We start from the raw sequence: 25,531 nt of genomic DNA, 5'->3' as shown, positions 1-25,531 counted from the left end.
GCTCACAGATTTCCGCCGGCGGCGGCGACGTGGCGCGCATGGTTCTCGCCAACCTCCCGCAACGCGACCTCATTGTGGCGAATGGTCTCGGCGATGGTCTGCAGAACGCGGTAGAGCCGGGTCGATTCGGCGTTCCAGCGATCCAGCACATCTTTGAATCGCACCGCCGCCAGCCCGCCCCACACCGACGACGGAACGCTGCCCATGCGGCCGATGAAGGCCTGAAGCATCGCCCGGATCTCCTCGTTGCGGGCGTCCGTCGTCGCCGCGACGGAGTGCATGAGATCAAAGTCCGTGCTCAGTCTGTTCGCCATATCAACTTGGACTGTGACGACTTCCGTTTGGTTCCGTCTCATCCGATCGCGTGGGCGGTTCGCACCGCCTGCTCGCATGCGTCGCGGACAGCCGCCTCGTCACCGGGACGGCTCTGGCACCCGACGCTGATCCGCACCGGCCCGTCCAGCAGCACCGTCCACCGCACGTGGTGGGTGACGCGCACTTCGCGATAGGTCACCGCGGGCCGGCCGCCGCTCATCGCGGCCGGATTGAAGTCGACGAACACCCCGGCCGGTTCCGCGTCGATGGCGTGTCGCAACCGCTCCGCCGCGCCGCCCAGCGTCTCGCCCGCCACCGGTGACTGCGTGACGTGCAGCGCCACTTCCGGATCCGATGGCGAGGTCACCTGCACCCGCGCGGACCCGGGCCCGGTGACCACCCGCTGCGCGGACCAGTGTGCGGGCACCGTCAGCGCCACGCGGCCCTCCACCAGGAACGTGGTCGGCACCGTCTGCGCCGCGACCGGGGGCGAGGCGCCACGACGGGTCGCCGGGGGCGCCGCCGCGATCGCCAGTGGAAACGCCGTCAACGCGACGGCGGCCCCGGCTAGCGCACCTGTCACCCGTGTGCGGGTACGGGGACGGGCGGCCGGCGCGGTGACGCGCGGCCCGGTCGGGTCGGCCACGAGCGGAAAAACCGATTGCGCCAGCAAGGGCAGCTGGGCAGAACCGATCTTCACGGCCGCCAGGCCGCGATCAAGCAGCGCCCGCGCGATCGACCCCCCGAGCTGCGGCGCCCCGACGACCGTGCCGGGCGCGTCAATCACGACGCCCGCCGACGTCCGCCGCGCCATCCGGGCGATGACGCGGCAGACGTCGGAGGCCTCCTCGCCGACGGAATGCTCGTCGGCCCCACGGGTTATCGCGACAGTCTCGGGTCCGGTGATCACGACCAGCCGCTCGGCGATTTCCACCACCACGGGCTCGGGGTCGGAGGCCTGCGCCAGCAGCCAAGACCGCCGACGCACCAGCACCTCGTCGGTCACGGCCTTGGCCGCCGCGGTCACCACGGCGACACGCGCCGCGGGCCACCAGGACGGGCGAATGAGTACCAGGCCGTCACACTTCTCACATTTGAGCGACCGCAACGCCGCCCGCCAGAGCGAATCCACGGCGACCGGGCGACCGCCGACCAGCGCCACCCGATCGTCGATGGCGCCCAGTGCCTCCCTGGCGACCTCGGACATTTCTTCGTCACTGGCTCCGGCTGTGCCACAACATAATCGGCGGATCGCGCCGGGTCCGGCCTCGACGAGCGCGCGGTGGCGGCTCACGGCGGCGGACTCCAGGTCACCTGGACAAGCTGTTCGTCCCCGGGGCGAGTGATCAGGACGCCACGACCGGGTGGCAACCGCACCGGGCGGCCGGAGCCCCACAGTGCGCCGTCGTCCGGGCGCCGACTCATCATCAGCGTCATGCACCCGAGGTCGCGCAGGCCCGCCAGCAGCGGCTCGAACAGCGCGCGTTCCGCGCCGGCGCTGCGCCGGGCCACGACGAGGTGCAACCCGATATCCCTTGCGTACGGCAGGTATTCGACGACCGGCTCGAGTGGGTTGCCGCCCGGGTTCGCGATCAGGTCGTAATCGTCGAGCACCAGGTAGATGTCCGGCCCGGACCACCAGGACCGGGCACGCAGCTGAGCCTGGCTCACGTCCGACGCGGGCATCCGCCTCGCCAGGACATCGAGCAGTTCCGGCAGCAGGCCGCTCAGCGCGGACGACGACACGGCATAGCCGGCAAGGTGTTCCGACTCGACGACGCCCAACAACGAGCGCCGAAAGTCGACGATCAGCAGCCGGGCTTCGGTGGCGGAATTCGTCCGGATGATCTCGCGGCACAGGGTCCGCAGCGTGGCGGTCTTGCCGCACTCGTTATCCCCAAGGACCAGCAGGTGGGGGTGCAGCTCGAAATCGATTGGGATCGGCTGCAACCGACGCTCTTCCAGACCCAGCACGACCCGCGCCCCCGCCCTACACACGACGGCCTCGTGGTCGACGTGCGTCGGCAGCAGCGGTATCGGCGGTGCGACCGACTCGCCATGACAGATCCGATCGGTGGGCAGCGCGATGAGCATGTGCAGCCCGTCGCGGGAAAGGCCGCGACCCGGCCTGTCGTGCGGCACGTCCCGCGCCCGCCTGCGATCGATCTCGGAATCGGCCGGATCACCAAGCCGCAACTCGATGCGGGTGGCGATCTGGTCCTTGAGCGCCGGCCTGATCTCGGCCCAGCGCGACGCAGACAACACAACATGCACGCCAAACGAAAGCCCTTGAGCCGCCAGGGCAGTGATCGACGCCTCGGAATCGCCGAACTCGTGACACAGGCTTGCCCAGCCGTCGATGACGAGGAACACGTCAGCGCCCAGCCCGGCTCGATCGGCCTCCCGGGACCGCACGGTGGACTCCATCTCGGCGATCACGCGCCGCACCAGGTCCGGCTCGGTCCGGCCGGCGACGGCACCCACGTGCGGCAAGGCGCGCAGCGCCCCGAGCGCTCCACCGCCGAAATCCAGGCAGTAGAACCGCACTCGCGCCGGATCGTAAACGGCCGCCAAGGCCGTGATGAGGGTGCGCAGCGCGGTCGACTTGCCCGATCGCGGCGCGCCGACGACCGCCACATTGCCCGCGGCTCCGGACAATTCGGCCACCAGCGGAGTGCGGCATTGCTCGAACGGGCGGTCGACGATGCCGATGGGCACGCTCAGCTCGTCCGGCACCGACACCATATCGCCGAGCAATGTGTCCAGCGCGGGTGCCGCGTCCAGCGGCGGCAGCCAGACTTGGTGCGCGGGCGGTCCATGTCCGGCGAGCCGGTCGACTACGTCCTCCAGGACGGTTCGGGTCGGCGAGTTGCCGCCGGCGTCGCGGAGCGGGCCCGCCGCCCGGGTGCTGAAGACGCGTACCACCGATTCGCCCACCGGCATGTCCACGGGCCGCGGTCCCGAAACGAACGCGGCCTGAAAGCGGATCGGCTCGTCACTGCCCACGCGGAGGTAGCCCGCGCCGGGGGTGTTGGGTAATTGGTATGCGTCAAGCGTTCCCAGAGCCGCGCGCGATTCGGCGGCGGACAGGGTCTTCAGGCAGATCCGGTAGGACAAGTGCGCTTCCAGTCCGCGCAGCCGCCCCTCCTCGAGCCGCTGACTGGCCAGCAACAGGTGCATGCCGAGCGACCGCCCCAGCCGCCCGATCGCGACAAACATGTCGGCGAACTCCGGATGCCGGCTCAGCATTTCGGAGAACTCGTCGACGATGACGACCAGCGTCGGCAGGGGGACCAATTGCCGCCCGGCCCGGCGCGCGCGTTCGTAGGCCGCGACGCTGGCGCAGCGGGCCCCTCGCAGCAGCCGCTGCCGGCGTTCCATCTCGCCGGCCAGTGCGTCGCGCATGCGCGCCACCAGCGGCGCCTCGTCGGCCAGGTTGGTGACGACGGCAGCCACGTGGGGCGCCCGCGCCAAGTCGAGAAACGTTGCGCCACCCTTGAAGTCGACGAGCAACAGATTGAGCACCTCGGCGGAATTCTGCGCGACCATCCCCACCGCGATGGTGCGCAGTAACTCCGACTTGCCCGATCCGGTAGCACCCACGCAGAGCCCGTGCGGACCCATGCCGTTTTCCGCGGCCTCTTTGATGTCCAGATGCAGCGGTGCGCCACCGATCGTGGTGCCGATCCGCACGCACAGCCGGTCACGACGATCCTGGTTGCTCCACAGCGTGATCGGGTCGGTGTCGGCCGGCCTGGCCCGGTACCTGGCCAGCCGGCGCGCACAGGTCAGCGCGTCCAGCAATTCCAACCGGTCGTGACACGGCAACGGTTGAGGCGCGTCCGGCCGCCCGATCGTCACCGCCGCGCCGTCGGCGCAGGCGCCGACCTCCAGGACGGTGGCGCCAGCCGGCGCCCCCGCCGCAACCCGTTCGCCGCAGTCGGAGACCACGATCACGTGCGACCCCGTCACGCCGGCGAGCGCTTGCCGGGCGCCCGCCATGCTTGGATAGACCAAGCGCGCCGACCCCACCGCATCGGCGGCGCTCGGATGTTGGTTGTGCGGCAACCACTTCAGCCAGTCCCAGTCGGCGCGGTTGCGGTCGCCGATCACCGCCGCGACCAGCAACTGGTCGGGACTGTGCAGCACGGTGAGCTGGCAGATCATCGCGCGCAGCAGCCCGCGCACGGCGGCCGGGTCGCCGTCCATCGTCACCATCATGTCGGCACGAAGGTCGACCGTGACGGGCGCGCCCATTACGAGCGAATGCGCGCTCAGGAAGCGGCGCAAGGCCGCCGCCGTGACCGGGTCGGACGGCTCGTGGGTAGCGGGCTCGGGCGCCATCAACCGTGCCGCGAGCGGCTGGGTGCCGATCCCGACACGGACGAGGCAGAAGTCGGGGTCGGACGGGCGCCGCTCCCACATCCGCGGTCCGCCGATCAACGTCCACAGTGTGTCCGGGTCCGGGTGGATCCAGAGGAGTGAATCACGCTGCGCTGCCGCTGTTTCGGTGACCGTGGCGCGCAGCCCACTCAGGTACGCCAGGTAGTTGAGCCGGTCGGCGTCGAGGCTACGTCCGCGCCGCTCGCCGCGCCCGGCAGTCGCGGTGACCGCCAGGGAAAGCAGCGTCATCACCGGGAACGCCACAAACATCGGGTGGCGCGCGGCCGTCGATCCCGTGAGGAAGGCCACCGCCATGACTGCGAGAGTCACGAGGGAGAACACCACCGGCAGCAACCTCGGTGATCCCCTCGGAGGCAGGCCGGGCGGTGCGTCAACGGCGATGTCCGCAGCCGCGACCGCCGGTGCCGGCCGGCGAACCGCGGGCACGAAACACTGTGTCATCTCGGCCCTCCTACCGGTTGGCGACGGTAGGCAGCGCCGGAAACCGCGGCAAGTCACCTGTGGACAGCCGGATATCGGCGGATCGAATTCTGGCTACGGTGCCGGTAATCCGACGGAAGGGGTCACCGTTGCCTGAGACCGACCCGGGGTTGCGGCGCGTGTCAATACATGCCGGCACGGCCGTCACCGACTTGTCCCTGCCCGGGGGCGTGCCCGTCGCCGTCCTGATTCCCTCGATCGTCGACATTTTGGACGGCCGCGGCGGCCAGGGCGTCCAAGCCTCCGGCCGCCAGGAGGCGCGCCGCTACCAGCTGTCGTGTCCGGGTGCGGCTCCGTTGGCCACCTCGGCGACGTTGGCGCAGAACGGCATCCGAGACGGCGCGGTCCTGGTTTTGACCGAATCCTCGGCCCCGGCGCCCCCGCCCCATTTCGACGACGTGGCGACGGCCGTGTCGGCGACCCTCGACGCCGCGGGCCGCGCCTGGCCGCCCCGCCGGCGCAGGCAGGTGGCGCGGATCGCGAGCGCCGTCGCGGCGGCACTTTTGACCGGCATCGGTGCGCTGGCGCTCATTCGAAACGCGGCCAGCGCCAACGTCACCGGCGCCACGGTGGGCGTGGTGGCGGCGGCCGGCCTGCTGGCGCTGCTTTTCGCGGCGGTCGCACACCGCGCGTACGGGGACGCGATCGCCGGGCTCGCGCTGGGCGTGATCGCCGCCGTATTCGCCGCGACGGCAGGGTTTCTGGCGGTGCCCGGCGGTCCCGGGCTGCCGAACGTCGTGCTGGCCGGCACGGCGACGGCGGCGACGGCGGTGCTGGCGGCACGTGTATCGGGTTGCGGTGCCGTCCCATTGGCCTCAGTGTCGTGCGTCGCCACGAGCGTCGCCCTGGCCGCCTTGGCGGGTGTGATCACCGCCGCGCCGCTGCGCGCGATTGGCGCGGCCTCCGCGCTGGCATCTCTCGGGCTGCTGGGCGTGGCGCCGCGGGCGTCGATCACGCTGGCCGGCCTGTCACCGCAGCCACCGCCCGGGCCCGACGTTGGGGCCAGGGCGATCCGGGCCGACAACTGGTTGGCCGGCCTGCTCGCCGCGTTGCTGACCATAGCCGCGGTGGGCGCCATCGTCACCGTCCTGGCCGGCGCGCCGCGGCTGAGCTGCATCGCTTTCGGTGCGCTGACCGGTGCATTGCTGATGCTGCGCGCACGCTCTGACGACGGGAGAAGGGCGCTCGTGTTCCTCGTCAGCGGGATTGCCATTGCGGCAACCACGTTCGGCGTCGTAGCCACGAGCGTGCTCAGGAGTGGGTCATGGACGGCCGCGATGACGGCCACGTTGGCCGCCGCGGCGATCTACCTGGGCTTCGTCGCTCCCACGATGTCGCTCTCACCGCTGACGCGCCGCGGCGTCGAGGCGCTGGAGTGTGTGGCGCTGGTCGCGTTGGTGCCCACGACCTCGTGGGTGTGCGGGCTGTACAACGCCGTCCGGGAATTGAACCTCCGGTGAACGGCTCACGCCTCGCGCGCATCCTGGCGGTCTCCGCGCTTGCGTGCATCTATCAGTTCGGAACGCCGACAGCACAAGCGGTTTCGCCGCCCGAGGTCGACGACAAGTGGCTGCCCAAGCCCACCCGTCCGGCACCGCCCTCGCCGACCGTACAGCGCGAGGTCTGCGCGACGGTGCCGTTCGACGCCACACCACCTCGCGACCGGTTGCCTGATCTCGTCGACCTGCCCAGGGTCTGGCAGCTCACCCGCGGCGCGGGACAGCGGGTCGCGGTCATCGACACCGGTGTCTCGCGGCATCCGCGGCTGCCCGATGTGGTGCCCGGCGGCGATTACGTGTTCACCGGTGACGGCACCCAGGATTGCGACGCACACGGCACGCTGGTCGCCGGCATCCTCGGCACGGTGGCACCGGAGGCCACGCTGATCGGCATCCGCCAGTCCAGCGCGAAGTTCGCCCCCACCGGCGACCGTTCCCGTGCCGGGGTGGGGGACGTCGACACCATGGCGCAAGCCATCCGGACCGCCGCCGATCTCGGCGCATCGGTGATCAACGTCTCGTCCGTCGCGTGCGTCCCGGTCACCGCGTCATTCGACGACCGAGTGGTGGGCGCCGCCCTCGCGTACGCGGTTGACGTCAAGAACGCGGTCGTCGTGGCCGCGGCGGGCAACACCGGCACCGCGGGCGCGTGTCCGCCTCAGCGACCCGAGGCGACCTGGCAGACCGCCACCGTCATCGCCAGCCCGGCTTGGTACGACGACTACGTGCTCGCGGTGGGTTCGGTCGACGCCGATGGGACACCGTCGCCGTTCACGCTCCCGGGCCCCTGGGTGGACGTCGCCGCGACCGGCCAGGACGTTGCCGCGCTCGGTTCGCAATCGGTTTCGGGCACGAGTTACGCCGCGCCCGTGGTCAGTGGGCTGGCGGCGCTGATCCGGGCCCGATTCCCCGCATTGACCGCGCGACAGGTGACGGGGCGAATCACGTCGACCGCGCATCACCCGCCCGGCGGGTGGGATCCGCTCGTCGGCAACGGCACCATCGACGTGCCGGCGGCCGTCAGCACCGACGCCGGTCCGCCAACGACCACCTCTAGGCCGACACCCGCTCCGGTGCCCGTGATTACTCCCCCACCGCCGAGGCCCCCGGATGCACATGCCCGGGATGCGGCGCTGCGGGGAGCGGCAATCTGCCTTGTCGCGCTGGCGGGTGCCCTGGCGGCCGCCCGGTTACGGGGTCCCCGCAACCGTGTCCCGTGCGACTGACGCGTTCTGCCTGCTCAGTTCCGGCCCGGACGGCAGCGCCGCCAACAGCGGCCACGGCGCCGCGATCGGTGCCGGGAGACCGAGGTCGTGCGCCGCGTCGTCGTCGCGGATCGCGAACCGCACCCCGGTGTCGGTCACGAGATATCTTGTGCCGCTTTGGTTGTCGCCACGTACATAGGCGCTCCGGCCGGGCGGCAGATAGGCCGCGTCCAGCGCGGGACCGCGACCGTCGGCTTGGGACAAGGTCACTGGAGCCTGACCGGCGGGCACCGGCTGGCCGCCGCCCACCAGGAAACCGGTGTCGTAGCCGCCGGACGGCCGGCGCGTCGACGCGACGCATACCGTGGTGCCGCCGGCTAACGCCGGCGCCAGGTCCGGGAAGCCGGCCACCGGCAGGATGTTGACGATTCCCGCGGCGCGGATTGCATCCGGTGCCACCGGTATCGGGTTGGCGCTGCCGCGCGAATCGCTGAAACGCAGGAGATCGGCGGCCACCCGGCCGATGCGCTGGACCCCGCCGGGCACCACGACGTAGTACTCGTCGCCGTCACCGCGCGCGATACGCAGCACACTGCCGACCGGAATGCCGGGCATCCCGGCCACCGCGCCTCCCGCCGCGCGAACGCGTGGTGCGCTGATCGGCGGCGCCTCGGGCACGGCGTTCAGCAGCGACTGCGACACGAGCCGCGGGGTGCGGCCCTCCAGCCTGAGCGCGCGCACAACCGCGGTGTCGGCGAGGTCGACCACGGCCCGCTGTCCGTTGTAGAGCAGGTAGGCCGGCGAGCCGGCGGGCGGCGCCAGCAGCAGCGCTTGGTCGGGTGCCACGGGATGGACCGACGAGCCGGTGGGGCCGACGACGACGGTCGCCGCGCCCGTCTCCTCGACATCGCAGATCGTCCAAACCGATTCGTCCGCCGACAGCGGCTCACCAATGAGCGGCGGTGCGCCCGGAATGCCCAGCAGCGCACCGCGTTTGGTGCGCGCCAGGTCCGTTTCGCGCACCGGCTGCGGGTCGGCGGGCGTCGCCGCGATCAACCGGGCCGACGCCAGGTTCAGCACCGGGTGCCAGGTGTCGCCCACCCGCACGTACAGTGCCCCGGACCGCTGGCCCATCGCGATCTGTGCCCGCTCGAGATCCGCATGCGGGTGCAGCAATCCCGGCAACGCGCAGCCCACCAGTGCGACCGCTACCACCACACAGCCGACCGCCAGCGACACCGTCCGCGGGCCCGATGGTCGGGTCGCGCTGTGAATATCCCGGCCCAGCAATGCGCACTCGAGGCGGCGCAGCAGAAATCGGTACGCGCTGATTTGCAGCCAGGTGGTCGGCTGGCGCGGTTGTGAACGGTCCAAAATACCCCCGGCAAATTTGTGGAATCCGTCTCCCGGTTCCAGTTAAGCCGCAGGTAGACGGCGGCCGCGACGGTTATCCACAAGCCGCCGAATTTCGATCTTCGCTGCTTGCGGGTAATATCTCGGCGTGTCTTCCCACCGTTTAATTCGCTGGGTAGGCCCGGGGGTTTCTGCAGTGTTCACCACCGCCGGCCTGCTCATGTCCCCACCCGCTATGCCGGTCGCGGCCGCCGATGACTGCCCGAACGTCGAGGTCATCTTCGCCCGCGGCACCAACGAGCCGCCCGGCATGGGCCGCGTCGGCGACGCGTTCGTCGACGCGCTGAAGCAGGACACGCCCGGCCTGACGTATGACACCTACGGGGTGAACTACGCCGCCAGCAAGCTGCAGCTGCACGGCGGCGACGGCGCCAACGACATGATCAACCGCGTCAAGGCGGCGGTGGCCAAGTGCCCGAACGTCAAGATCGTGCTGGGCGGCTACTCGCAGGGCGCGTCGGTGATGGACATCGTCGCCGGCGTCCCGATCGGCGGCATCAACTGGGGCAACTCGCTGCCGCCGGAGTACGCCAAGAACGTCGTGGCCGTCGCGACCTTCGGTGACGTCGCCGACCGCGCCGGCGGTTCGCTGCCGACCGCGAGCGCGCTGCTGGGGTCCAAGGCGATCGACCTGTGCAACCCCGAGGACCCGATCTGCCACGCGGGCCAGGGCAACGAGTGGAGCGGGCACACCGAGGGCTATGTCCCCCTGTACACCACGCAGGCCGCGTCTTTCGTCGCGTCCAAGCTCATGACCGGGTCCTACCCGCAGACGCCGGGTTACGGGCCGCAGACCCCCGGCTCCGTCCCGTCAGTCCCCGGGCCGTCGGTCCCCGGAACCGTGCCGTCGCCGAACGCACCCGTTACACCTAACATCCCGGACACACCGAATCCTCAAGCGCCACTTGTCTAAATCGTTATCGGGCCTTGATTTTGGGCCCGTAGCCTCGTCGTGTGAGGCTTATCCGCTTGGGGCTGACCGTCGCATTCCTTGCGGCGGTGGCGGTTTTCGTCGTCCCGAAGCTGCTGCCCCTCGCCTCGGCGTCGTGCCCCGACGTCGAGGTGGTGTTCGCCCGGGGCACCGACGAGCCGCCGGGTGTCGGCAAGGTGGGCCAGGCCTTCGTCTCGTCGCTGCGCCAGGACATCCGCAAAAGCGTTGGCTCGTACGGGGTTAACTACCCGGCCAACAAGGACTTTCTGGCCGCCACGGACGGCGCGAACGACGCCAGCAACCACATCCAGCAGATGGCCAACAACTGCCCCAACACCAAGATCGTGCTGGGCGGGTACTCCCAGGGCGCGGCCGTCGTCGACATCGTCACCGCCGCACCGCTTCCCGGGTTCGGTTTCCGCCAGCCGTTGCCGGCCGCCGCCGCCAACCACGTCGCCGCCGTCGCGCTGTTCGGGAACCCGTCGGCCCGGGCGGGCGGGCTGATGAGCGCCCTGACACCGGATTTCGACGGCAAGACCATCGACCTGTGCAACACCGGCGACCCGATCTGCTCCAACGGCAACAAGTGGAGCGCGCACCTGGGCTACGTGCCCACGTTGACCAACCAGGCCGCGAGTTTCGTCGCGAGCCGCGTTTAGCCGGGCGTGCGCAAATCCCGCGTGATCAGGATCCGCGCGGCAAGTTCGCCATCGGGCGGGTAATCGACGCCGGTCATCGTCAACCCGTGCGCCGGCGCGGCGGCGAAGTCGCTGGACCGGTCGGTGACGGACAGCAAGTCGCGGCACCATGAGGTGGGGCGGCGGTGCTCCCCGACGGCCAGCAGCGCCCCGACCAGCGAGCGCACCATCGACCAGCAGAACGCGTCGGCACTGACGTGCGCGGTGATCAGGTCGCCGTCGCGCGACCAGTCGAGCCGCTGCAGGTCGCGGATGGTGGTCGCACCCTCCCGTTGCCGGCAAAACGCGGCAAAGTCGTGCAGCCCCAACAGGTCTCGCGACGCCGCGGCCATCGCGTCGACGTCCAGGTCGCGCGGCCACGCGGTGACGTAGCGCGCCAGCTGCGGCACCACGCCGTAGGGCGCCGTCGACAGCCGGTACTCGTAGTGGCGGCGCAGCGCCGAGAACCGCGCGTCGAAACCCTCTGGGGCGCGGGTGATTTCGAGCACCCGCACGTCGGTGGGCAGGAACCGGCCGAGCCGGCGCAGCAGCGGCAGGAACTCCGGTTCACCGGCGCGCGCGGAGCGTGGGTAGGCGTTCGGCAGCGCATCGACGGGCACGTCGACGTGGGCGACCTGCCCGGTGGCGTGGACTCCGGTGTCGGTGCGCCCGGCCGCACGCAGCCGCACCGGAGCGCGGAAGACCGTCGTCAGCGCCTCATCGAGGACGCCGGCGACGGTCCGCTGTCCGGCCTGGGTTGCCCAGCCGGCGAATTCCGTTCCGTCGTAGGCGATGTCAAGCCGCAGACGGACGTCCGCGCTAACTCTCGTCAGCCTCGTCGGCCTCTTCGGCCTTCTCGGCCTCGGCCCGCGCCGCGACGGCCTCGTCATGCTTTTCCTCGGCGGCGGCCTCGGCCTCCGTGGCCTCGCCGGCCTCAGCCTCCGTGGCCTCCGTGGTCTCGGCCTCGGGCTCGACGGCGTCGTCGGCCGTCGGACCTTCCGCCGCCTCGGGCTCGACCGCGGCCTGCGGCGCCGCCGCTGCCGCCACCGGTGCCGCCTTCTTCGACGCCTTCACCCGGCGCGCGCGGTCGGCCTCCGACGTCACCGTCTTCTCCCGGACCAGCTCGATCACGGCCATCGGGGCGTTGTCGCCCTTGCGCGCCTCGACCTTGATGATGCGGGTGTAGCCGCCGTTGCGGTCGGCGTAGAACGGCCCGATCTCCGCGAACAGCGCGTGCACCACGTCCTTGTCGCGGATCTTCTTGAGAACCTCGCGGCGGTTGTGCAGCGTGCCCTTCTTGGCGTGCGTGATCAGCTTCTCCGCATAGGGTCGCAGCGCCCGAGCCTTGGGCTCGGTCGTCTTGATCCGGCCGTGCTCGAACAGCGACGTGGCCAGGTTGGCCAGCAGGGCCTTCTGGTGCGAGGACGACCCGCCGAGGCGAGGGCCCTTGGTGGGCTTGGGCATTGCGACTATCTCCTATTCGGGGCCGGCCCCCGTATCAGGTAGGGCCGGGACGGCGGTGTTGCAGGTGTCCGGTTCCTCAGCGGCCGCTGCACGGCCGCATCGTCACCGGACGGCCGTTACAGCTGTTCGGTTTCCGCGTAGTCCTGGTCGTCATAGGCGGCCTCGGTGGACCAGGTGCCGGTGGCGACGTCGTAACCTGCGACCTCCGACGGGTCGAAGGTGGCCGGGCTGTCCTTGAGCGACAGGCCCAGCTGGTGCAGCTTGACCTTCACCTCATCGATGGACTTCTGACCGAAGTTGCGGATGTCGAGCAGGTCGGACTCGGTGCGGCTGACCAGCTCGCCGACGGTGTGCACACCCTCGCGCTTGAGGCAGTTGTAGGACCGGACGGTCAGGTCCAGGTCGTCGATCGGCAGCGCGAACGACGCGATGTGGTCGGCCTCGGCCGGCGACGGCCCGATCTCGATGCCCTCGGCCTCGACGTTGAGTTCGCGTGCCAGACCGAACAATTCGACCAGCGTCTTACCGGCCGACGCCAGCGCGTCGCGCGGGGTGATCGAGCTCTTGGTCTCCACGTCCAGGATCAGCTTGTCGAAGTCGGTGCGCTGCTCGACACGGGTGGCGTCCACCTTGTAGGTGACCTTCAGCACCGGCGAGTAGATGGAATCGACCGGGATGCGGCCGATTTCGGCACCCGACGCGCGGTTCTGCACCGCCGGGACGTAACCGCGGCCGCGCTCGACGACGAGCTCGACCTCGAGCTTGCCCTTGTCGTTCAGGGTCGCGATGTGCATGGCGGGGTTGTGCACGGTCACGCCGGCGGGCGGCACGATGTCACCCGCGGTGACCTCGCCCGGGCCCTGCTTGCGCAGGTACATGGTGACCGGCTCGTCCTCCTCCGAGGACACGACCAGGCCCTTGAGGTTCAGGATGATGTCGGTGACGTCTTCCTTGACGCCGGGCACGGTGGTGAACTCGTGCAGCACGCCGTCGATGCGAATGCTGGTGACGGCCGCGCCGGGGATCGACGACAGCAGCGTGCGCCGCAGCGAATTGCCCAGGGTGTAACCGAATCCAGGCTCCAGCGGTTCGATGACGAACTGGGACCGGGTGTCGGTGACGACTTCCTCGGACAGGGTGGGTCGCTGTGAGATCAGCATGGTGTTTCTTCTTCTCCTTCTCGGCACCCGCTATTTGATGCCGCTTCATTCTCCCGCGGTGACCCGCTGCGCCCGGCTTCGCCGCGCTTGCGATCACCGCAGACCTGCACCGGGTTCAGTGCAGGGGGTCTTTACTTCGAGTAGTACTCGACGATCAGCTGCTCGGTCAGCGGCACATCGATCTGCGCGCGCTCGGGCAGCTGGTGGACGAGGATGCGCTGGCGCTCCCCCACCACCTGCAGCCAGCTCGGGATCGGGCGGTCGCCCGCGGTCTCCCGCGCGATCTGGAACGGCACCGTGTTCAGCGACTTGTCCCGCACCTCGATGATGTCGTACTGCGACACCCGGTAGCTGGGCACGTCGACGCGCACGCCGTTGACCGAGAAGTGGCCGTGGGTGACGAGCTGGCGGGCCATCCGTCGGGTGCGCGCCAGCCCGGCACGGTAGACGACGTTGTCCAGCCGGCTCTCGAGGATGCGCAGCAGTTCCTCACCGGTCTTGCCGGGCTGCCGCACGGCCTCTTCGTAGTAGCGACGGAACTGCTTCTCCATCACGCCGTAGGTGAAGCGGGCCTTCTGCTTCTCCTGCAGCTGCAGCAGGTACTCGCTCTCCTTGATCCGCGCGCGGCCGTGCTGGCCGGGCGGGTAGGGACGCTTCTCGAAGGCCTGGTCGCCACCGACGAGGTCGGTGCGCAGCCGGCGCGATTTGCGGGTGATGGGTCCGGTGTAACGAGCCATTGCTTAAACCCTCCGTCGCTTCGGTGGCCGGACGCCGTTGTGCGGCTGCGGGGTGACGTCGGAGATCGCGCCGACCTCTAGGCCGGCGGCCTGCAGCGACCGGATCGCGGTCTCCCGGCCCGAGCCCGGACCCTTGACGAACACGTCGACCTTGCGCACGCCGTGCTCCTGGGCCTTGCGGGCCGCGTTCTCGGCGGCCAGCTGCGCGGCGAACGGGGTCGATTTCCGCGAGCCCTTGAAGCCGACGTGACCCGACGACGCCCAGGCGATGACGTTGCCCTGCGGGTCGGTGATCGTCACGATCGTGTTGTTGAACGTGCTCTTGATGTGCGCGGCGCCGTGCGGAACGTTCTTCTTTTCCCGGCGACGGGTCTTCTGCCCCTTCTTGGCGGAGCTTCCCTGCGCTTTTTTAGCTGGTGGCATCGGGTTCTACCTGGCCTTCTTCTTGCCTGCGATGGTGCGCTTGGGACCCTTGCGGGTGCGCGCGTTGGTCTTGGTGCGCTGGCCGCGCACCGGCAGGCCGCGGCGGTGCCGCAGGCCCTGGTAGCAGCCGATCTCGATCTTGCGGCGGATGTCGGCCTGCACCTCGCGGCGCAGGTCACCCTCCACCTTGAGGTTCGCCTCGATGTAGTCACGCAGGTGGGTCACCTGGTCATCGGTGAGGTCCCGGGTACGCAGGTCCTTGTCGATGCCGGTGGCGGCCAGGATTTCGTTGGCGCGGGTGCGGCCAACGCCGAAGATGTACGTCAGCGCGATCTCCATCCGCTTGTCGCGCGGGAGATCGACGCCTACTAGTCGAGCCATAGGTGGCGTTTCCTCTTATCTCATGCGGAGGTCTGATCCCAGCCCGTTCCCGATGTCATCGGGGTCCGGCCTCCGTCCGGACGTGGGTGAGCTGGCCCATCTCTAAAGATGCGAGCCGCTCAGTGGTGCTGGAAGGTCATCATTTAGTTGTAGAGCGGACGGACTAGCCCTGCCGCTGCTTGTGGCGCGGATCCGAGCAGATCACCATGACCCGCCCATGCCGACGGATCACCCTGCACTTGTCGCAAATCGGCTTCACGCTGGGGTTGACCTTCACGGCTTTTCGATCCTGTTCTCGTCGTTCGTTGGTTACTTGTACCGGTACACGATGCGGCCCCGGGACAGGTCGTAGGGAGACAACTCCACCACCACCCGGTCCTCGGGCAGGATGCGGATGTAGTGCTGCCGCATCTTGCCGCTGATGTGGGCGAGCACTTTGTGGCCGTTCTCCAGCTCAATGCGGAACATCGCATTGGGCAGGGGCTCGACCACGCGGCCCTCGACCTCGATGGCGCCGTCCTTCTTGGCCATACTTGTCAGAAATCCTCGTCATTCGTTTCGTTCGCTTTAGCGCCCGCTTCGGCGCGAGATATACACCGACTTCGAACGTGAGCCGGTGACAGGAAATTCCTAGGGACTGGGCACACAAAAAGTCGGCGCGGAAATCGCACCGTTGGTCAATGGTACCTGGTAATGGGCCCCACCCAAAATCGCTGTCGGAGAAATCGGCCGCGCCTTCACGACCTGCCGGACCGGGCCTGACGAGGGCATACTTAACGGCGATGAGCAGCCCCGCAGGCGTTACCGCAGAGCCCCGCAAACCCGTCCTCCTGACCGTCGACGACGACCCCTCCGTCTCCCGCGCGGTCGCGCGTGACCTGCGCCGCCACTACGGCGACCGGCACCGGATCGTGCGCACCGAATCGGGCCCCGACGCGCTGGAGACGCTCAAGGAGCTCAAGCTGCGGGGCGAGACCGTCGCGGTGCTCATCGCCGACTACCGGATGCCGCAGATGAGCGGCATCGAATTCCTCGAACAGGCGATGGACCTGTACCCGGCGGCGCGGCGGGTGCTGCTCACCGCCTACGCCGATACGCACGCCGCCATCGACGCGATCAACGTCGTCGACCTCGACCACTACCTGCTCAAACCGTGGGACCCGCCGCAGGAGAAGTTCTACCCCGTCATCGACGGGCTGCTGGACGCCTGGCGGGCCGCGCCGGAACACCCCATCCCGCACACCAAGGTGATCGGGCATCGCTGGTCGGAGCGGTCCTGGCAGGTGCGCGACTTCCTCGCCCGCAACGGGCTGCACTACTCGTGGTTCATGGCCGACGATCCCGACGGCGAGCGGCTGCTGAAGGCCGCCGGCGCGGATTGCCTGCGGCTTCCGGTTGTCGTCACCGAGCGCGGCGACACCCTGGTCGAACCGACCGACGCCGAGCTGGCCGACACCCTGGGCCTGACCACGACGCCGTCGCAGGAGTTCTACGACCTGATCGTCATCGGCGGCGGGCCGGCGGGCCTGGCCGCCGCCGTCTACGGCGCGTCCGAAGGGCTGCGCACGGTGCTGATCGAACGCACCGCGACGGGCGGGCAGGCGGGCCAGAGCTCACGCATCGAGAACTACCTCGGCTTCCCGGACGGCGTATCGGGCGGCCAGCTGGCCGAGCGCGCCCGCCGACAGGCCGAGAAGTTCGGCGCGGAACTCATCACCGCCCGCACCGCGACGGCGCTCGAGGTGAACGGTCCCAAGCGCACCGTGCGGTTCGCCGACGGCGGGTCCATCGACGCGCACGCGGTCATCCTGGCCACCGGCGTCGCCTATCGGCAGCTGCCCGCCGAGGGCTGCAGCGAGCTCACCGGCCGCGGCGTCTACTACGGGGCGGCCGTCTCCATCGCGTCCGAGTGCGCGGGCGAGGAGGTCTACGTCGTCGGCGGGGCCAACTCCGCCGGGCAGGCCGCGATGTACCTCTCCCGCGAGGCCAAGTCGGTGACGATCGTGGTGCGCGGCCCGTCGCTCGAGGCCTCGATGTCCTACTACCTGATCCAGCAGATCGAGCAGCGGCCCAACATCACGGTGCGCACGTGCACCGAGGTGCGGCGCGCCGTCGGGGAGGACCACCTGCAGCGGCTGATCCTGGTCGACAACCAGACCGGGGACACCGAGGACGTCACCTGCGCACGGATGTTCATCTTCATCGGGGCGGCGCCGCGCACCGAGTGGCTTGACGGGGTGGTCGCCCGCGACGATCACGGCTTCATCCTCACCGGACCGGACCTGCGCAACGTGTGCGGCTGGACGCTGGACCGGCCGCCGCACCACCTGGAGACCAGCGTGCCGGGCGTCTTCGCCACCGGTGACGTGCGGGCCGAGTCGGCCAAGCGCGTCGCGGCCGCGGTCGGAGAGGGATCGATGGCCGTCATGCTGGTGCACCGCTACCTGGCCGAGAGCTAGGAGGGGCCATGACCGCCAAGACGCCGTGCGAGCCCGACGAGCTGCGCAGCCTGTTCCTGTTCGAGGCGCTCACCGACGAGCAGCTCGCGGTGTTGTGCGCAGCCGGGCACATCGAGAACTACGAACCGGGCCCGATCTGCGTCGAGGGCGAGCCGGCGACCTGCTTCTACGTCCTCATCGAGGGCGAGTTGACGATGTCCAAGCTCTCCGGCGGCCAGGACATCGAAACCAACCGCACCTCGCAGCGCGGCGTCTACTGCGGCGCCTGGCGGGCGTTCACCGGCGGGAAGCAGAAAAGCTACGACGCCTCGGTGCACGTGACCAAGCCGTCGCGGTTCTTCGTGATGGACGCCCCGGTGTTCGCCCAGTTCATGAAGGACCAGTTCCCGATGGCCGTCCACCTGCTCGACGGCATCGCCGTCGGCACCGACCGGACCAGGCGGATCATCGACAACCGGGAGAAGCTGCTCGCGCTGGGCCGGCTTTCGGCCGGGCTGACCCATCAGCTGAACAACCCCGCGGCGGCCATCGCCCGGGCGGCGGCCGACCTGCGCGGCCGGGTCGCCGGCATGCGGGGCAAGCTGGCCATGCTCGCCGACGGCACCGTCAGCCCCGAGGCCCTCAGCGCCCTGGTCCGCCTCCAGCAAGGGGTGGCCGAGCAGGTCGCCAAGTCGGCTACGGAAAACCTGAGCGCGATGGAAACCGCCGACCGCGAGGACGCCGTCGGCGACTGGCTGGAAGAGCACGGTGTCGAGGGCGGCTGGGACATCGCGCCGACCTTCGTCGAAGGCGGCGTCGACACCGACTGGCTGGAGCGGATTTCCACGGTCAGCGAAGAACTCGCGTCGACATCGTTGGAGGAGGCGATCCGGTGGATCAACTACACCATCGAGAGCGAGCTGCTGATGAACCAGATTCTGGAAGCGAGCAAACGGATTTCGGCGTTGGTCGCCGACGCCAAGCAGTATTCGCAGCTTGACCGCGCCCCGTTCCAGGTGGCCAACATCCACGAACTGCTGCGCAGCACGCTGGTGATGTTCGCCGACCGGTTGACCAAGGACGCTGGCCGGGAAGCCAGTAAAAATCCGGTGATCACCCTGGTGAAGGATTTCGACCAGTCGCTTCCCGAAATCCCTTGCTACCCAGGCGATCTCAACCAGGTGTGGACCAACATCATCGACAACGCGCTCGGCGCGATGCGCGAGCAGGGCGGCACGCTGACCGTCCGCACCTGCCGGGAGGGCGACAACATGGTCCGCGTCGAAATCTGCGACACCGGCCCCGGGGTGCCCGAGGACGTGCGCGAGCACATCTTCGAACCGTTCTTCACCACCAAACCGTTCGGGGAAGGCACTGGCCTGGGTCTGGACCTGGCGTTCAACATCGTCGTCAAGAACCATCGCGGGGACCTGCGAGTGGAATCCGTGCCGGGCGATACCCGCTTCATCGTGCTGCTGCCGCTGGAGGCGCCGCCGGCCACGGATCCGGATCTCCCGGAATAGCCGCATCACCCGGCCGGTTGGGAACGACCATGACCAAACCCAACCTCGGCCGGTTCGGATCGTTCGGACGCGGCGTGACGCCCCACCAAGCCAAAGAAATCGAATCCCTGGGTTACGGGGCGGTCTGGGTAGGCGGTTCCCCGCCCGCCGAGCTGGCCTGGGTCGAACCCATCCTCGAGGCGACGACCACCCTGCAGGTGGCCACCGGCATCGTCAACATCTGGACGGCGGCCGCGGGCCCGGTGGCCGAGTCGTTCCACCGCATCGAGAAGGCCTACCCCGGCCGCTTCCTGCTGGGCATCGGCGTCGGACACCGGGAGGCCATCAGCGAGTACCAAAAGCCGTACGACGCCCTGGTAGCCTACCTCGAGGAACTCGACGAACACGGCGTGCCGGCCGACCGGCGGGTGGTGGCGGCCCTGGGTCCCCGGGTGCTGAGGCTGGCGGGCGAACGCACCGCCGGCGCGCACCCCTACCTGACCACCCCCGAGCACACCGCGCGGGCCCGCGAACTGATCGGCCCGTCGGCGTTTCTGGCGCCCGAACACAAGGTGGTGCTGACCACCGACCCGGAGGAGGCCCGCGCCGTCGGCCGCAAGGCGCTCGATATCTACTTCAACCTGGCCAACTACCGCAACAGCTGGAAGCGGCTGGGGTTCTCCGAGGAGGAAGTCACCCGCCCGGGCAGCGACCGGCTGGTCGACTCCGTGGTGGCCTACGGCACGCCGGAGCAGATCGCCGCGCGGCTCAAAGAGCACCTGGACGCGGGCGCCGACCACGTGCCCGTGCAGGTCCTCACGAAGGATGAAAACCTGGTCTCGGCGCTGGCCGAATTGGCGGGGCCGCTCGGACTGAGCTGACCGACGCGAGGGGGATCTGGATGAGCGAGGCAGTAGCACTGAAACCCGACCTGGGGCGGTTCGGCGTTTTTCTGGCCACCCGCTCGATCTCGCCCGACCTGGCCGCCGGCATCGAGGCACTCGGGTACGGCGCCGTGTGGGTCGGCGGCTCGCCCGACGCGGAACTCGCCTGGGTCGAGCCGGCCCTGGCCCGGACGAGCTCGCTGCAGCTGGCGACCGGCATCGTCAACATCTGGTCGTCGCCGGCACCCGAGGTCGCCGACTCGTTCGCCCGCATCGAGGGCGCCCACCCGGGCCGGTTCCTACTCGGCATCGGAGCGGGCCACCGGGAGCACACCGAGGAGTACGTCAAGCCCTACGACGCACTGGTCAGCTACCTCGACGCCCTCGACGCCGCGATGGTGCCCACCAGCCGGCGGGTGCTCGCCGCGCTCGGGCCGCGGGTGCTGCGGCTGGCGGCCGAACGCGCCGCCGGAGCGCACCCGTACCTGACCACGCCCGAGCACACCGCCAAGGCGCGCGAGCAGGTGGGCGGGTCGGTGTTCCTGGCGCCGGAGCACAAGGTGGTGCTGTCCTCCGACCCCGAGGAAGCGCGCGCGATCGGCCGAAAGACCGCCGAGCGCTACCTGGCGCTGAGCAACTACGTGACCAACTTGCAGCGCCTGGGGTTCACCCAGGACGACGTCCGCAGCCCGGGCAGCGACAAGCTGATCGACGCGGTGGTGGCTCATGGCACCCCGGAGGACATTGCGCGGCGCCTCAATGAACATTGCGAGGCCGGCGCCGACCACGTGGCGGTCCAGGTGCTGGGGACGGCGGACGACGACGCGCTGCTGTCGGCGCTTCGCGAGCTGGCGGGGCCATTAGGACTAACTGCCCCAAACTGATCATCCGGCTCGGTTAGGGTGTGTGACCATGCGATTGCTGGTCACCGGTGGAGCCGGCTTCATCGGCGCGAATTTCGTGCACAGCACGGTGCGGGAGCACCCCGAGGATTCCGTGACGGTGCTCGATTCCTTCACCTATGCCGGGCGGCGCGAGTCGCTGGCCGACGTCGAGGACGCCATCACGGTGGTAAAGGGCGACATCGCCGATGCCGCGCTGGTCGCCGCGCTGGTCGCCGAGTCCGACGCGGTCGTGCACTTCGCCGCCGAGACCCACGTCGACAACTCCCTGGAAGACCCGTGGACGACCCTGCAGACCAACGTGGTCGGGACCTTCGCGATCCTGCAGGCGGTGCGGCGCCACGATGTCCGGCTGCACCACGTCTCCACCGACGAGGTCTACGGCGATCTGGAGCTCGACGAGCCCAGCCGGTTCACCGAGTCGACGCCCTACAACCCGTCGAGCCCGTATTCGGCAACCAAGGCCGCCAGCGACCTGCTGGTGCGGGCCTGGGTGCGCTCCTACGGCGTGCGCGCGACGATCTCCAACTGCTCGAACAACTACGGGCCGTATCAGCACGTCGAAAAGTTCATCCCGCGCCAGATCACCAACGTGCTCACCGGGCGCCGCCCCAAGCTGTACGGCGCGGGCGCCAACGTTCGGGACTGGATCCACGTCGAGGACCACAACAGCGCGGTCCGGCGAATCCTGGAAAAGGGTGAGAACGGCCGGACCTACCTCATCGCCGCCGAGGGCGAGCGCGACAACCTGACGGTGATGCGGGCGATCCTGCAGGCATTGGGACGCGATCCCGACGACTTCGATCATGTCACCGACCGCGTCGGCCACGACCTGCGGTATGCGATCGACCCGACCACGCTGTACAACGAATTGGGTTGGACGCCAAAGCATGCCAACTTTGAGGAGGGCCTGCACGCCACCATCGAGTGGTATCGCGCGAACGAGTCGTGGTGGCGTCCGCTCAAGGAGGCCACCGAGGGCCGCTACGAAGAACGGGGTCAGTGACATGAAAGTTCGAGAGCTCGCCGTCCCGGGCGCCTGGGAAATCACTCCCACCATTCACGGCGATCCCCGCGGGTATTTCTTCGAATGGCTCACCGACCGCGACTTCACCGCGTTCGCCGGTCACCGCCTGAACGTCCGGCAGGCCAACTGCTCGGTGTCGTCGGCCGGCGTGCTGCGTGGCGTGCACTTCGCGCAGCTTCCGCCGAGCCAGGCGAAATACGTGACCTGCGTGTCCGGTTCGGTCTTCGATGTCGTCGTCGACGTCCGCGTCGGGTCACCCACGTTCGGGCAGTGGGACTCGGTCCTGCTCGACGACCAGGACCACCGCACGATCTATATCTCCGAGGGCCTCGGGCACGGATTCCTTGCGCTGCAAGACAATTCGACGATCATGTACCTGTGCTCGTCTGAGTACAACCCACAACGCGAGCACACCATCTCTGCCATGGATCCGACCCTGGCGATCGCATGGCCGGCGATCGACGGCGTCGCCCCCACGCTGTCCGACCGCGACGCCGTGGCGCCCAGCTTCGAGGAAGTGCGCGCCGCCGGCCTCCTGCCCACCTGGGAGGAGACCCAACAGTTCGCCGCCGGCCTGCGCGGGGAATTAAACGAAGCGTGAGCTTCACCGGGAAGGTCGCATTCGTCACCGGCGGCGCGTCGGGCATCGGCGCCGCAATGGCCGCCAAGTTGGCCGACGGGGGCGCCGAGGTCTGGATCGCCGATCGCCAACTCGAGGCGGCGCAAGCGCTGGCGCAGCGCCTCGGCAGCGGCGCCGGCAAGGCGCACGCGATCGAGCTCGATGTGCGCGACTACCCGGCGTTCGAACGCGCCGTCGGCGCGACGGCGGAGCAATCCGGGCGCATCGACTACCTGTTCAACAATGCCGGCATCGGGGTGGGCGGCGAGGTCGATTCGTACACCATCGACGACTGGAACGACGTCCTCGACGTGAACCTGCACGGCGTGATCTACGGCATCCAGGCGGTGTACCCGATCATGATCCGCCAGCGCTCGGGCCACATCGTGAACACGGCGTCGATGGCCGGCCTGCTCCCCTCGCCCGGCGCGGTGAGCTACACCGCCGCCAAGCACGCCGTCGTCGCGATCTCGCGGGCGCTGCGGGTCGAGGCCGAACGCCATGGCGTCAAGGTGTCGGTCCTGTGCCCCGGCGCCATCCGGACCCCGATCCTCACCGGCGGCACCTACGGGCGGATGACCAAGACCGGCGCCAGCGACGAGGCGCTGCTCAAGTTTTGGGAGCCGATGCGGCCCATGGCCCCGGAGAAGTTCGCCGAGCGCGTCCTTCGGGCCGTTTCGCGCAATCACGCGATCATCATCGTGCCGGCGTGGTGGAAGGCATTTTGGTACCTGGACCGCCTATCGCCGGCCATCTCGACGCAGGCCGCGCGACTCTCGTTGAAACGCTTGCGCACAATGCAGCACACCACCCGCTGACCGTCGCCGCGTAGCCGAATTCCCGCCGAAAACAACCGCTTTCGCCAGACAGGAGCGTTAATATCCGCTTGTCGCTGTAGTCGGGCCGCGACCGCTTCACGTGCCGTAGCTGGAGGGGTCGGATGTCATTTGTGTTGGCGGTTCCGGACGTAATGTCTGATGCGACAACAAGTTTGGCGAGCATCGAGTCGGCGATCAGCGCCGCCCACGCAGCGGCGTCGGCGCCCACGACGGGCCTGCTTGCGGCGGCCGGCGACGAGGTGTCGACGGCCATCGCGGCGATGTTTTCTTCCTACGGCTCGGCGTATCAGGCGCTGAGCACCGAAGCCGCAGCCTTTCACACGCAGTTGGTGCAGACCCTCAACGCGGGGGCGGCGGCCTACGCGGCCACCGAGGCGGCCAACGCTTCGCCGCTGGAGACGCTCCAACAAGACGTGCTGGGCCTGATCAACGCGCCGACCAACACGCTTTTCGGGCGCCCGCTGATCGGCAACGGCGCCAACGGCGTAACGAACGCGCAAGGGGTGGGCACACCCGGCGGCCCGGGCGGGATCTTGGCCGGCAACGGCGGCAACGGCGGCAACAGCACCGCCCCCGGGACGCCCGGCGGTGCTGGCGGTCCCGCGGGCCTGCTCCTCGGAAACGGCGGCAACGGCGGAACGGGTGGGCCCGCCGCGCTCGGCGGCATCGGCGGCCCTGGCAGCTTGTTGGGCGCGCCCGGGGCCACGGGCGCTCCCGGCCTGGCCACCATCCCGCTCCAGCTGCAAGGCCAAGACCTGTACGTGAATATCTCGGTCGGCGGGGGGCCGAGTGTGCCGGTGATCCTCGACACCGGATCCAGAGGCCTCATCCTGCCGCCCCAGGATGTCAATATCGCCAGCCTCGGCACCGCCACGGGACACGGCAGCACCACGTACGGCGGATTCGGCAACTACCTGACTGAGTATTACGACACCTACACGACGACGGTGAATTTCGGGAACGGAATCGTGACCGCACCGACGACCGTCGCCGTCGTCACCTCCATAACCCAGAACTTCATCTTCTCCTATCCGGCATCGCAGGCGCCCGCCATCTTGGGCGTCGGCGCCAACGGTTACGGTCCGACCAATTCCAGCCCGGTGACGGCGTTGCCGGGCGCCTTCGGTCAGGGTCTGCTCATCAACGAGCCCGCGGGGACCGTCAACTTTGGTCCCAACCCGCTACCGTCGTACGCGTCGGTGACGGGGGCCCCGATCACCACCCTGGACATCCGGATCAATAACGGCGCCCTGCAACAAACCACCGGCGCCTACATCGATTCCGGCGGTCTGGGCGGCTCCGTGCCCGACAACCTGGGGCCGCCCAACTCGGGTGGATACCTTCCGGCGGGAACCACCGTCTCCGTCTACACCCCCGACGCGACGACGCTGCTGTACACCACGACGGTCGGGGCGCAACAGACGACCGTCGCGTCGAGTTTACTGGGGGGTTTCTTCAACACCGGGATCGCGCCGTTCCTCCAGCATCCGATCTACCTCTCCTACAGCCCAACCGGTTTCGGGACAATGACCTTCGATACCTAATCCGCAAACGGTTCGATTCCCGCTGCTGAATTGCCCTTGAAATCGACGCCGTTCGTGATCGGAGTGAAAACGCGCGCTTCCACCACCTGAACTCGTTATTATGCGCATGTCGCAGTAGTCGGGCCGCGACCGCTTCACGTGCCGTTGCTGGAGGGGTCGGATGTCGCTTTTGTTGGCGGTTCCCGAAGTAATGTCTGATGCGACAACAACTTTGGCGAACCTCGGGTCGACGATCGGCGCGGCCCAGGCCGCGGCGGCCTCCCCGACGACGGGTCTGCTCGCGGCGGCCGGCGACGAGGTCTCGACGGCCATCGCGGCGATGTTTTCCTCCTACGCCTCGTCGTATCAGGCGCTGAGCGCCCAAGCCGCGGCGTTTCACACGCAGTTCGTGCAGGCCATCAACGCGGGCGCGGGCGCCTACGGCTCCACCGAGGCGGCCAATGCCACGCCGCTGGAGACGCTCCAGCAAGACGCGCTGGAGCTGATCAATGCGCCGACCGACACGCTGCTGGGGCGCCCGCTGATCGGCAACGGCGCCAACGGCATTACGACCGCCCAGGGGGTGGGCACAGCCGGCGGCCCAGGCGGGATCTTGGCCGGCAACGGCGGCAACGGCGGCAACAGCACCGCCACGGGAGCGCCCGGCGGCGCCGGTGGGCCCGCGGGCCTGCTCCTCGGAAACGGCGG

25 protein-coding genes are annotated in these 25,531 nt (G+C 69.2%); 13 read left to right on the top strand and 12 right to left on the bottom strand.

Annotated features, from left to right (window positions below; translation table 11 throughout):
• Positions 1-2 precede the first annotated feature (2 nt).
• From N415_RS08395 to eccCb, 3 genes are read right to left on the bottom strand one after another with little or no spacing between them, the layout of a single operon-like run.
• Positions 3-356 carry a WXG100 family type VII secretion target gene (locus N415_RS08395; RefSeq protein ID WP_068179489.1) on the bottom strand — a complete coding sequence of 118 codons (354 nt, stop codon included), beginning with the start codon at positions 354-356 and terminating at the stop codon, positions 3-5.
• The gene (locus N415_RS08390; protein WP_068179487.1) at positions 353-1,609 is read right to left on the bottom strand and encodes a type VII secretion-associated protein; all 1,257 of its coding nucleotides are present in this window, start codon (positions 1,607-1,609) and stop codon (positions 353-355) included. The genes N415_RS08395 and N415_RS08390 overlap by 4 nt, the downstream gene beginning before the upstream one ends.
• Positions 1,606-5,160, bottom strand: a complete 3,555-nt coding sequence (eccCb, locus tag N415_RS08385) for a type VII secretion protein EccCb (protein WP_068179481.1) — start codon at positions 5,158-5,160, stop codon at positions 1,606-1,608. Before eccCb ends, N415_RS08390 begins: the two co-directional genes overlap by 4 nt.
• Positions 5,161-5,288: 128 nt before the next feature.
• On the opposite strand from eccCb, the gene eccD reads away from it, so the two are divergent.
• Positions 5,289-6,659: a type VII secretion integral membrane protein EccD gene (gene eccD / locus N415_RS08380; protein WP_068179479.1), complete on the top strand. Its 1,371-nt coding sequence runs from the start codon at positions 5,289-5,291 to the stop codon at positions 6,657-6,659.
• The gene (gene mycP, locus N415_RS08375) at positions 6,656-7,924 is read left to right on the top strand and encodes a type VII secretion-associated serine protease mycosin (protein ID WP_152531283.1); all 1,269 of its coding nucleotides are present in this window, start codon (positions 6,656-6,658) and stop codon (positions 7,922-7,924) included. The genes eccD and mycP overlap by 4 nt, the downstream gene beginning before the upstream one ends.
• Here mycP and eccB read toward each other — a convergent pair.
• Positions 7,889-9,277: a type VII secretion protein EccB gene (eccB, locus tag N415_RS08370; protein ID WP_068179476.1), complete on the bottom strand. Its 1,389-nt coding sequence runs from the start codon at positions 9,275-9,277 to the stop codon at positions 7,889-7,891. The two genes, mycP and eccB, sit on opposite strands and share 36 nt — an antisense overlap.
• 127 nt (positions 9,278-9,404) lie before the next feature.
• Between eccB and N415_RS08365 the strand changes: the two genes are divergently transcribed.
• Together N415_RS08365 and N415_RS08360 are read left to right on the top strand one after the other, a co-directional pair.
• Positions 9,405-10,229 (top strand): cutinase family protein, encoded by an 825-nt coding sequence (locus tag N415_RS08365; RefSeq protein ID WP_068179473.1) that lies wholly within the window; start codon positions 9,405-9,407, stop codon positions 10,227-10,229.
• A 56-nt stretch (positions 10,230-10,285) separates the two neighbouring features.
• Complete coding sequence (locus N415_RS08360; protein ID WP_081665122.1) at positions 10,286-10,906, top strand: cutinase family protein; 621 nt, start codon at positions 10,286-10,288, stop codon at positions 10,904-10,906.
• Here the strand turns inward: N415_RS08360 and truA are convergent.
• The 8 genes from truA to infA form a co-directional block, all read right to left on the bottom strand.
• On the bottom strand, positions 10,903-11,814 hold the full coding sequence (truA, locus tag N415_RS08355; protein ID WP_081665121.1) for a tRNA pseudouridine(38-40) synthase TruA: 912 nt from the start codon (positions 11,812-11,814) through the stop codon (positions 10,903-10,905). The genes N415_RS08360 and truA overlap by 4 nt on opposite strands.
• The gene (rplQ, locus tag N415_RS08350) at positions 11,744-12,388 is read right to left on the bottom strand and encodes a 50S ribosomal protein L17 (protein ID WP_068179464.1); all 645 of its coding nucleotides are present in this window, start codon (positions 12,386-12,388) and stop codon (positions 11,744-11,746) included. Before rplQ ends, truA begins: the two co-directional genes overlap by 71 nt.
• 116 nt (positions 12,389-12,504) lie before the next feature.
• Complete coding sequence (locus tag N415_RS08345) at positions 12,505-13,548, bottom strand: DNA-directed RNA polymerase subunit alpha (protein ID WP_067006072.1); 1,044 nt, start codon at positions 13,546-13,548, stop codon at positions 12,505-12,507.
• Between the two features lie 131 nt (positions 13,549-13,679).
• Complete coding sequence (gene rpsD, locus N415_RS08340) at positions 13,680-14,285, bottom strand: 30S ribosomal protein S4 (RefSeq protein ID WP_068179461.1); 606 nt, start codon at positions 14,283-14,285, stop codon at positions 13,680-13,682.
• 3 nt (positions 14,286-14,288) lie between these two features.
• Positions 14,289-14,708: a 30S ribosomal protein S11 gene (gene rpsK, locus N415_RS08335; RefSeq protein WP_068179458.1), complete on the bottom strand. Its 420-nt coding sequence runs from the start codon at positions 14,706-14,708 to the stop codon at positions 14,289-14,291.
• 6 nt (positions 14,709-14,714) lie between these two features.
• Entirely contained in the window at positions 14,715-15,089 is a 375-nt protein-coding gene (rpsM, locus tag N415_RS08330) for a 30S ribosomal protein S13 (RefSeq protein ID WP_066907568.1), read from the bottom strand.
• A 163-nt stretch (positions 15,090-15,252) separates the two neighbouring features.
• The gene (gene rpmJ, locus N415_RS08325) at positions 15,253-15,366 is read right to left on the bottom strand and encodes a 50S ribosomal protein L36 (protein ID WP_003879483.1); all 114 of its coding nucleotides are present in this window, start codon (positions 15,364-15,366) and stop codon (positions 15,253-15,255) included.
• 32 nt (positions 15,367-15,398) lie between these two features.
• Positions 15,399-15,620, bottom strand: a complete 222-nt coding sequence (infA, locus tag N415_RS08320) for a translation initiation factor IF-1 (RefSeq protein ID WP_003418601.1) — start codon at positions 15,618-15,620, stop codon at positions 15,399-15,401.
• Positions 15,621-15,871: 251 nt separating this feature from the next.
• Between infA and N415_RS08315 the strand changes: the two genes are divergently transcribed.
• From N415_RS08315 to N415_RS08275, 9 genes are all read left to right on the top strand, one after another.
• Complete coding sequence (locus tag N415_RS08315; protein ID WP_068179455.1) at positions 15,872-17,548, top strand: FAD-dependent oxidoreductase; 1,677 nt, start codon at positions 15,872-15,874, stop codon at positions 17,546-17,548.
• Positions 17,549-17,556: 8 nt separating this feature from the next.
• On the top strand, positions 17,557-19,050 hold the full coding sequence (locus N415_RS08310) for an ATP-binding protein (RefSeq protein ID WP_068179452.1): 1,494 nt from the start codon (positions 17,557-17,559) through the stop codon (positions 19,048-19,050).
• A gap of 29 nt (positions 19,051-19,079) precedes the next feature.
• A complete protein-coding gene (locus N415_RS08305) occupies positions 19,080-19,910 on the top strand; it encodes an LLM class F420-dependent oxidoreductase (RefSeq protein WP_068179450.1) in 831 nt (276 codons plus the stop codon).
• Positions 19,911-19,930: 20 nt separating this feature from the next.
• A complete protein-coding gene (locus N415_RS08300) occupies positions 19,931-20,797 on the top strand; it encodes an LLM class F420-dependent oxidoreductase (protein WP_068179448.1) in 867 nt (288 codons plus the stop codon).
• Between the two features lie 28 nt (positions 20,798-20,825).
• On the top strand, positions 20,826-21,821 hold the full coding sequence (gene rfbB / locus N415_RS08295; protein WP_068101095.1) for a dTDP-glucose 4,6-dehydratase: 996 nt from the start codon (positions 20,826-20,828) through the stop codon (positions 21,819-21,821).
• Between the two features lies 1 nt (position 21,822).
• Entirely contained in the window at positions 21,823-22,443 is a 621-nt protein-coding gene (gene rfbC, locus N415_RS08290; RefSeq protein ID WP_068179445.1) for a dTDP-4-dehydrorhamnose 3,5-epimerase, read from the top strand.
• Positions 22,440-23,279, top strand: a complete 840-nt coding sequence (locus tag N415_RS08285) for an SDR family oxidoreductase (RefSeq protein WP_255342513.1) — start codon at positions 22,440-22,442, stop codon at positions 23,277-23,279. The genes rfbC and N415_RS08285 overlap by 4 nt, the downstream gene beginning before the upstream one ends.
• Before the next feature lie 122 nt (positions 23,280-23,401).
• The gene (locus tag N415_RS08280; RefSeq protein ID WP_068179442.1) at positions 23,402-24,844 is read left to right on the top strand and encodes a PecA family PE domain-processing aspartic protease; all 1,443 of its coding nucleotides are present in this window, start codon (positions 23,402-23,404) and stop codon (positions 24,842-24,844) included.
• A gap of 160 nt (positions 24,845-25,004) precedes the next feature.
• Positions 25,005-25,531: PE family protein (locus N415_RS08275; RefSeq protein WP_152531282.1), on the top strand; the 527-nt coding region annotated here is incomplete at its 3' end.

Origin of the sequence: Mycobacterium sp. UM_CSW (assembly GCF_000455205.1) — a bacterium.
GTDB lineage: Bacteria > Actinomycetota > Actinomycetes > Mycobacteriales > Mycobacteriaceae > Mycobacterium.
The sequence above is the reverse complement of the archived record's forward strand: the minus strand, read 5'-3'. Positions and strand labels throughout refer to the sequence as shown.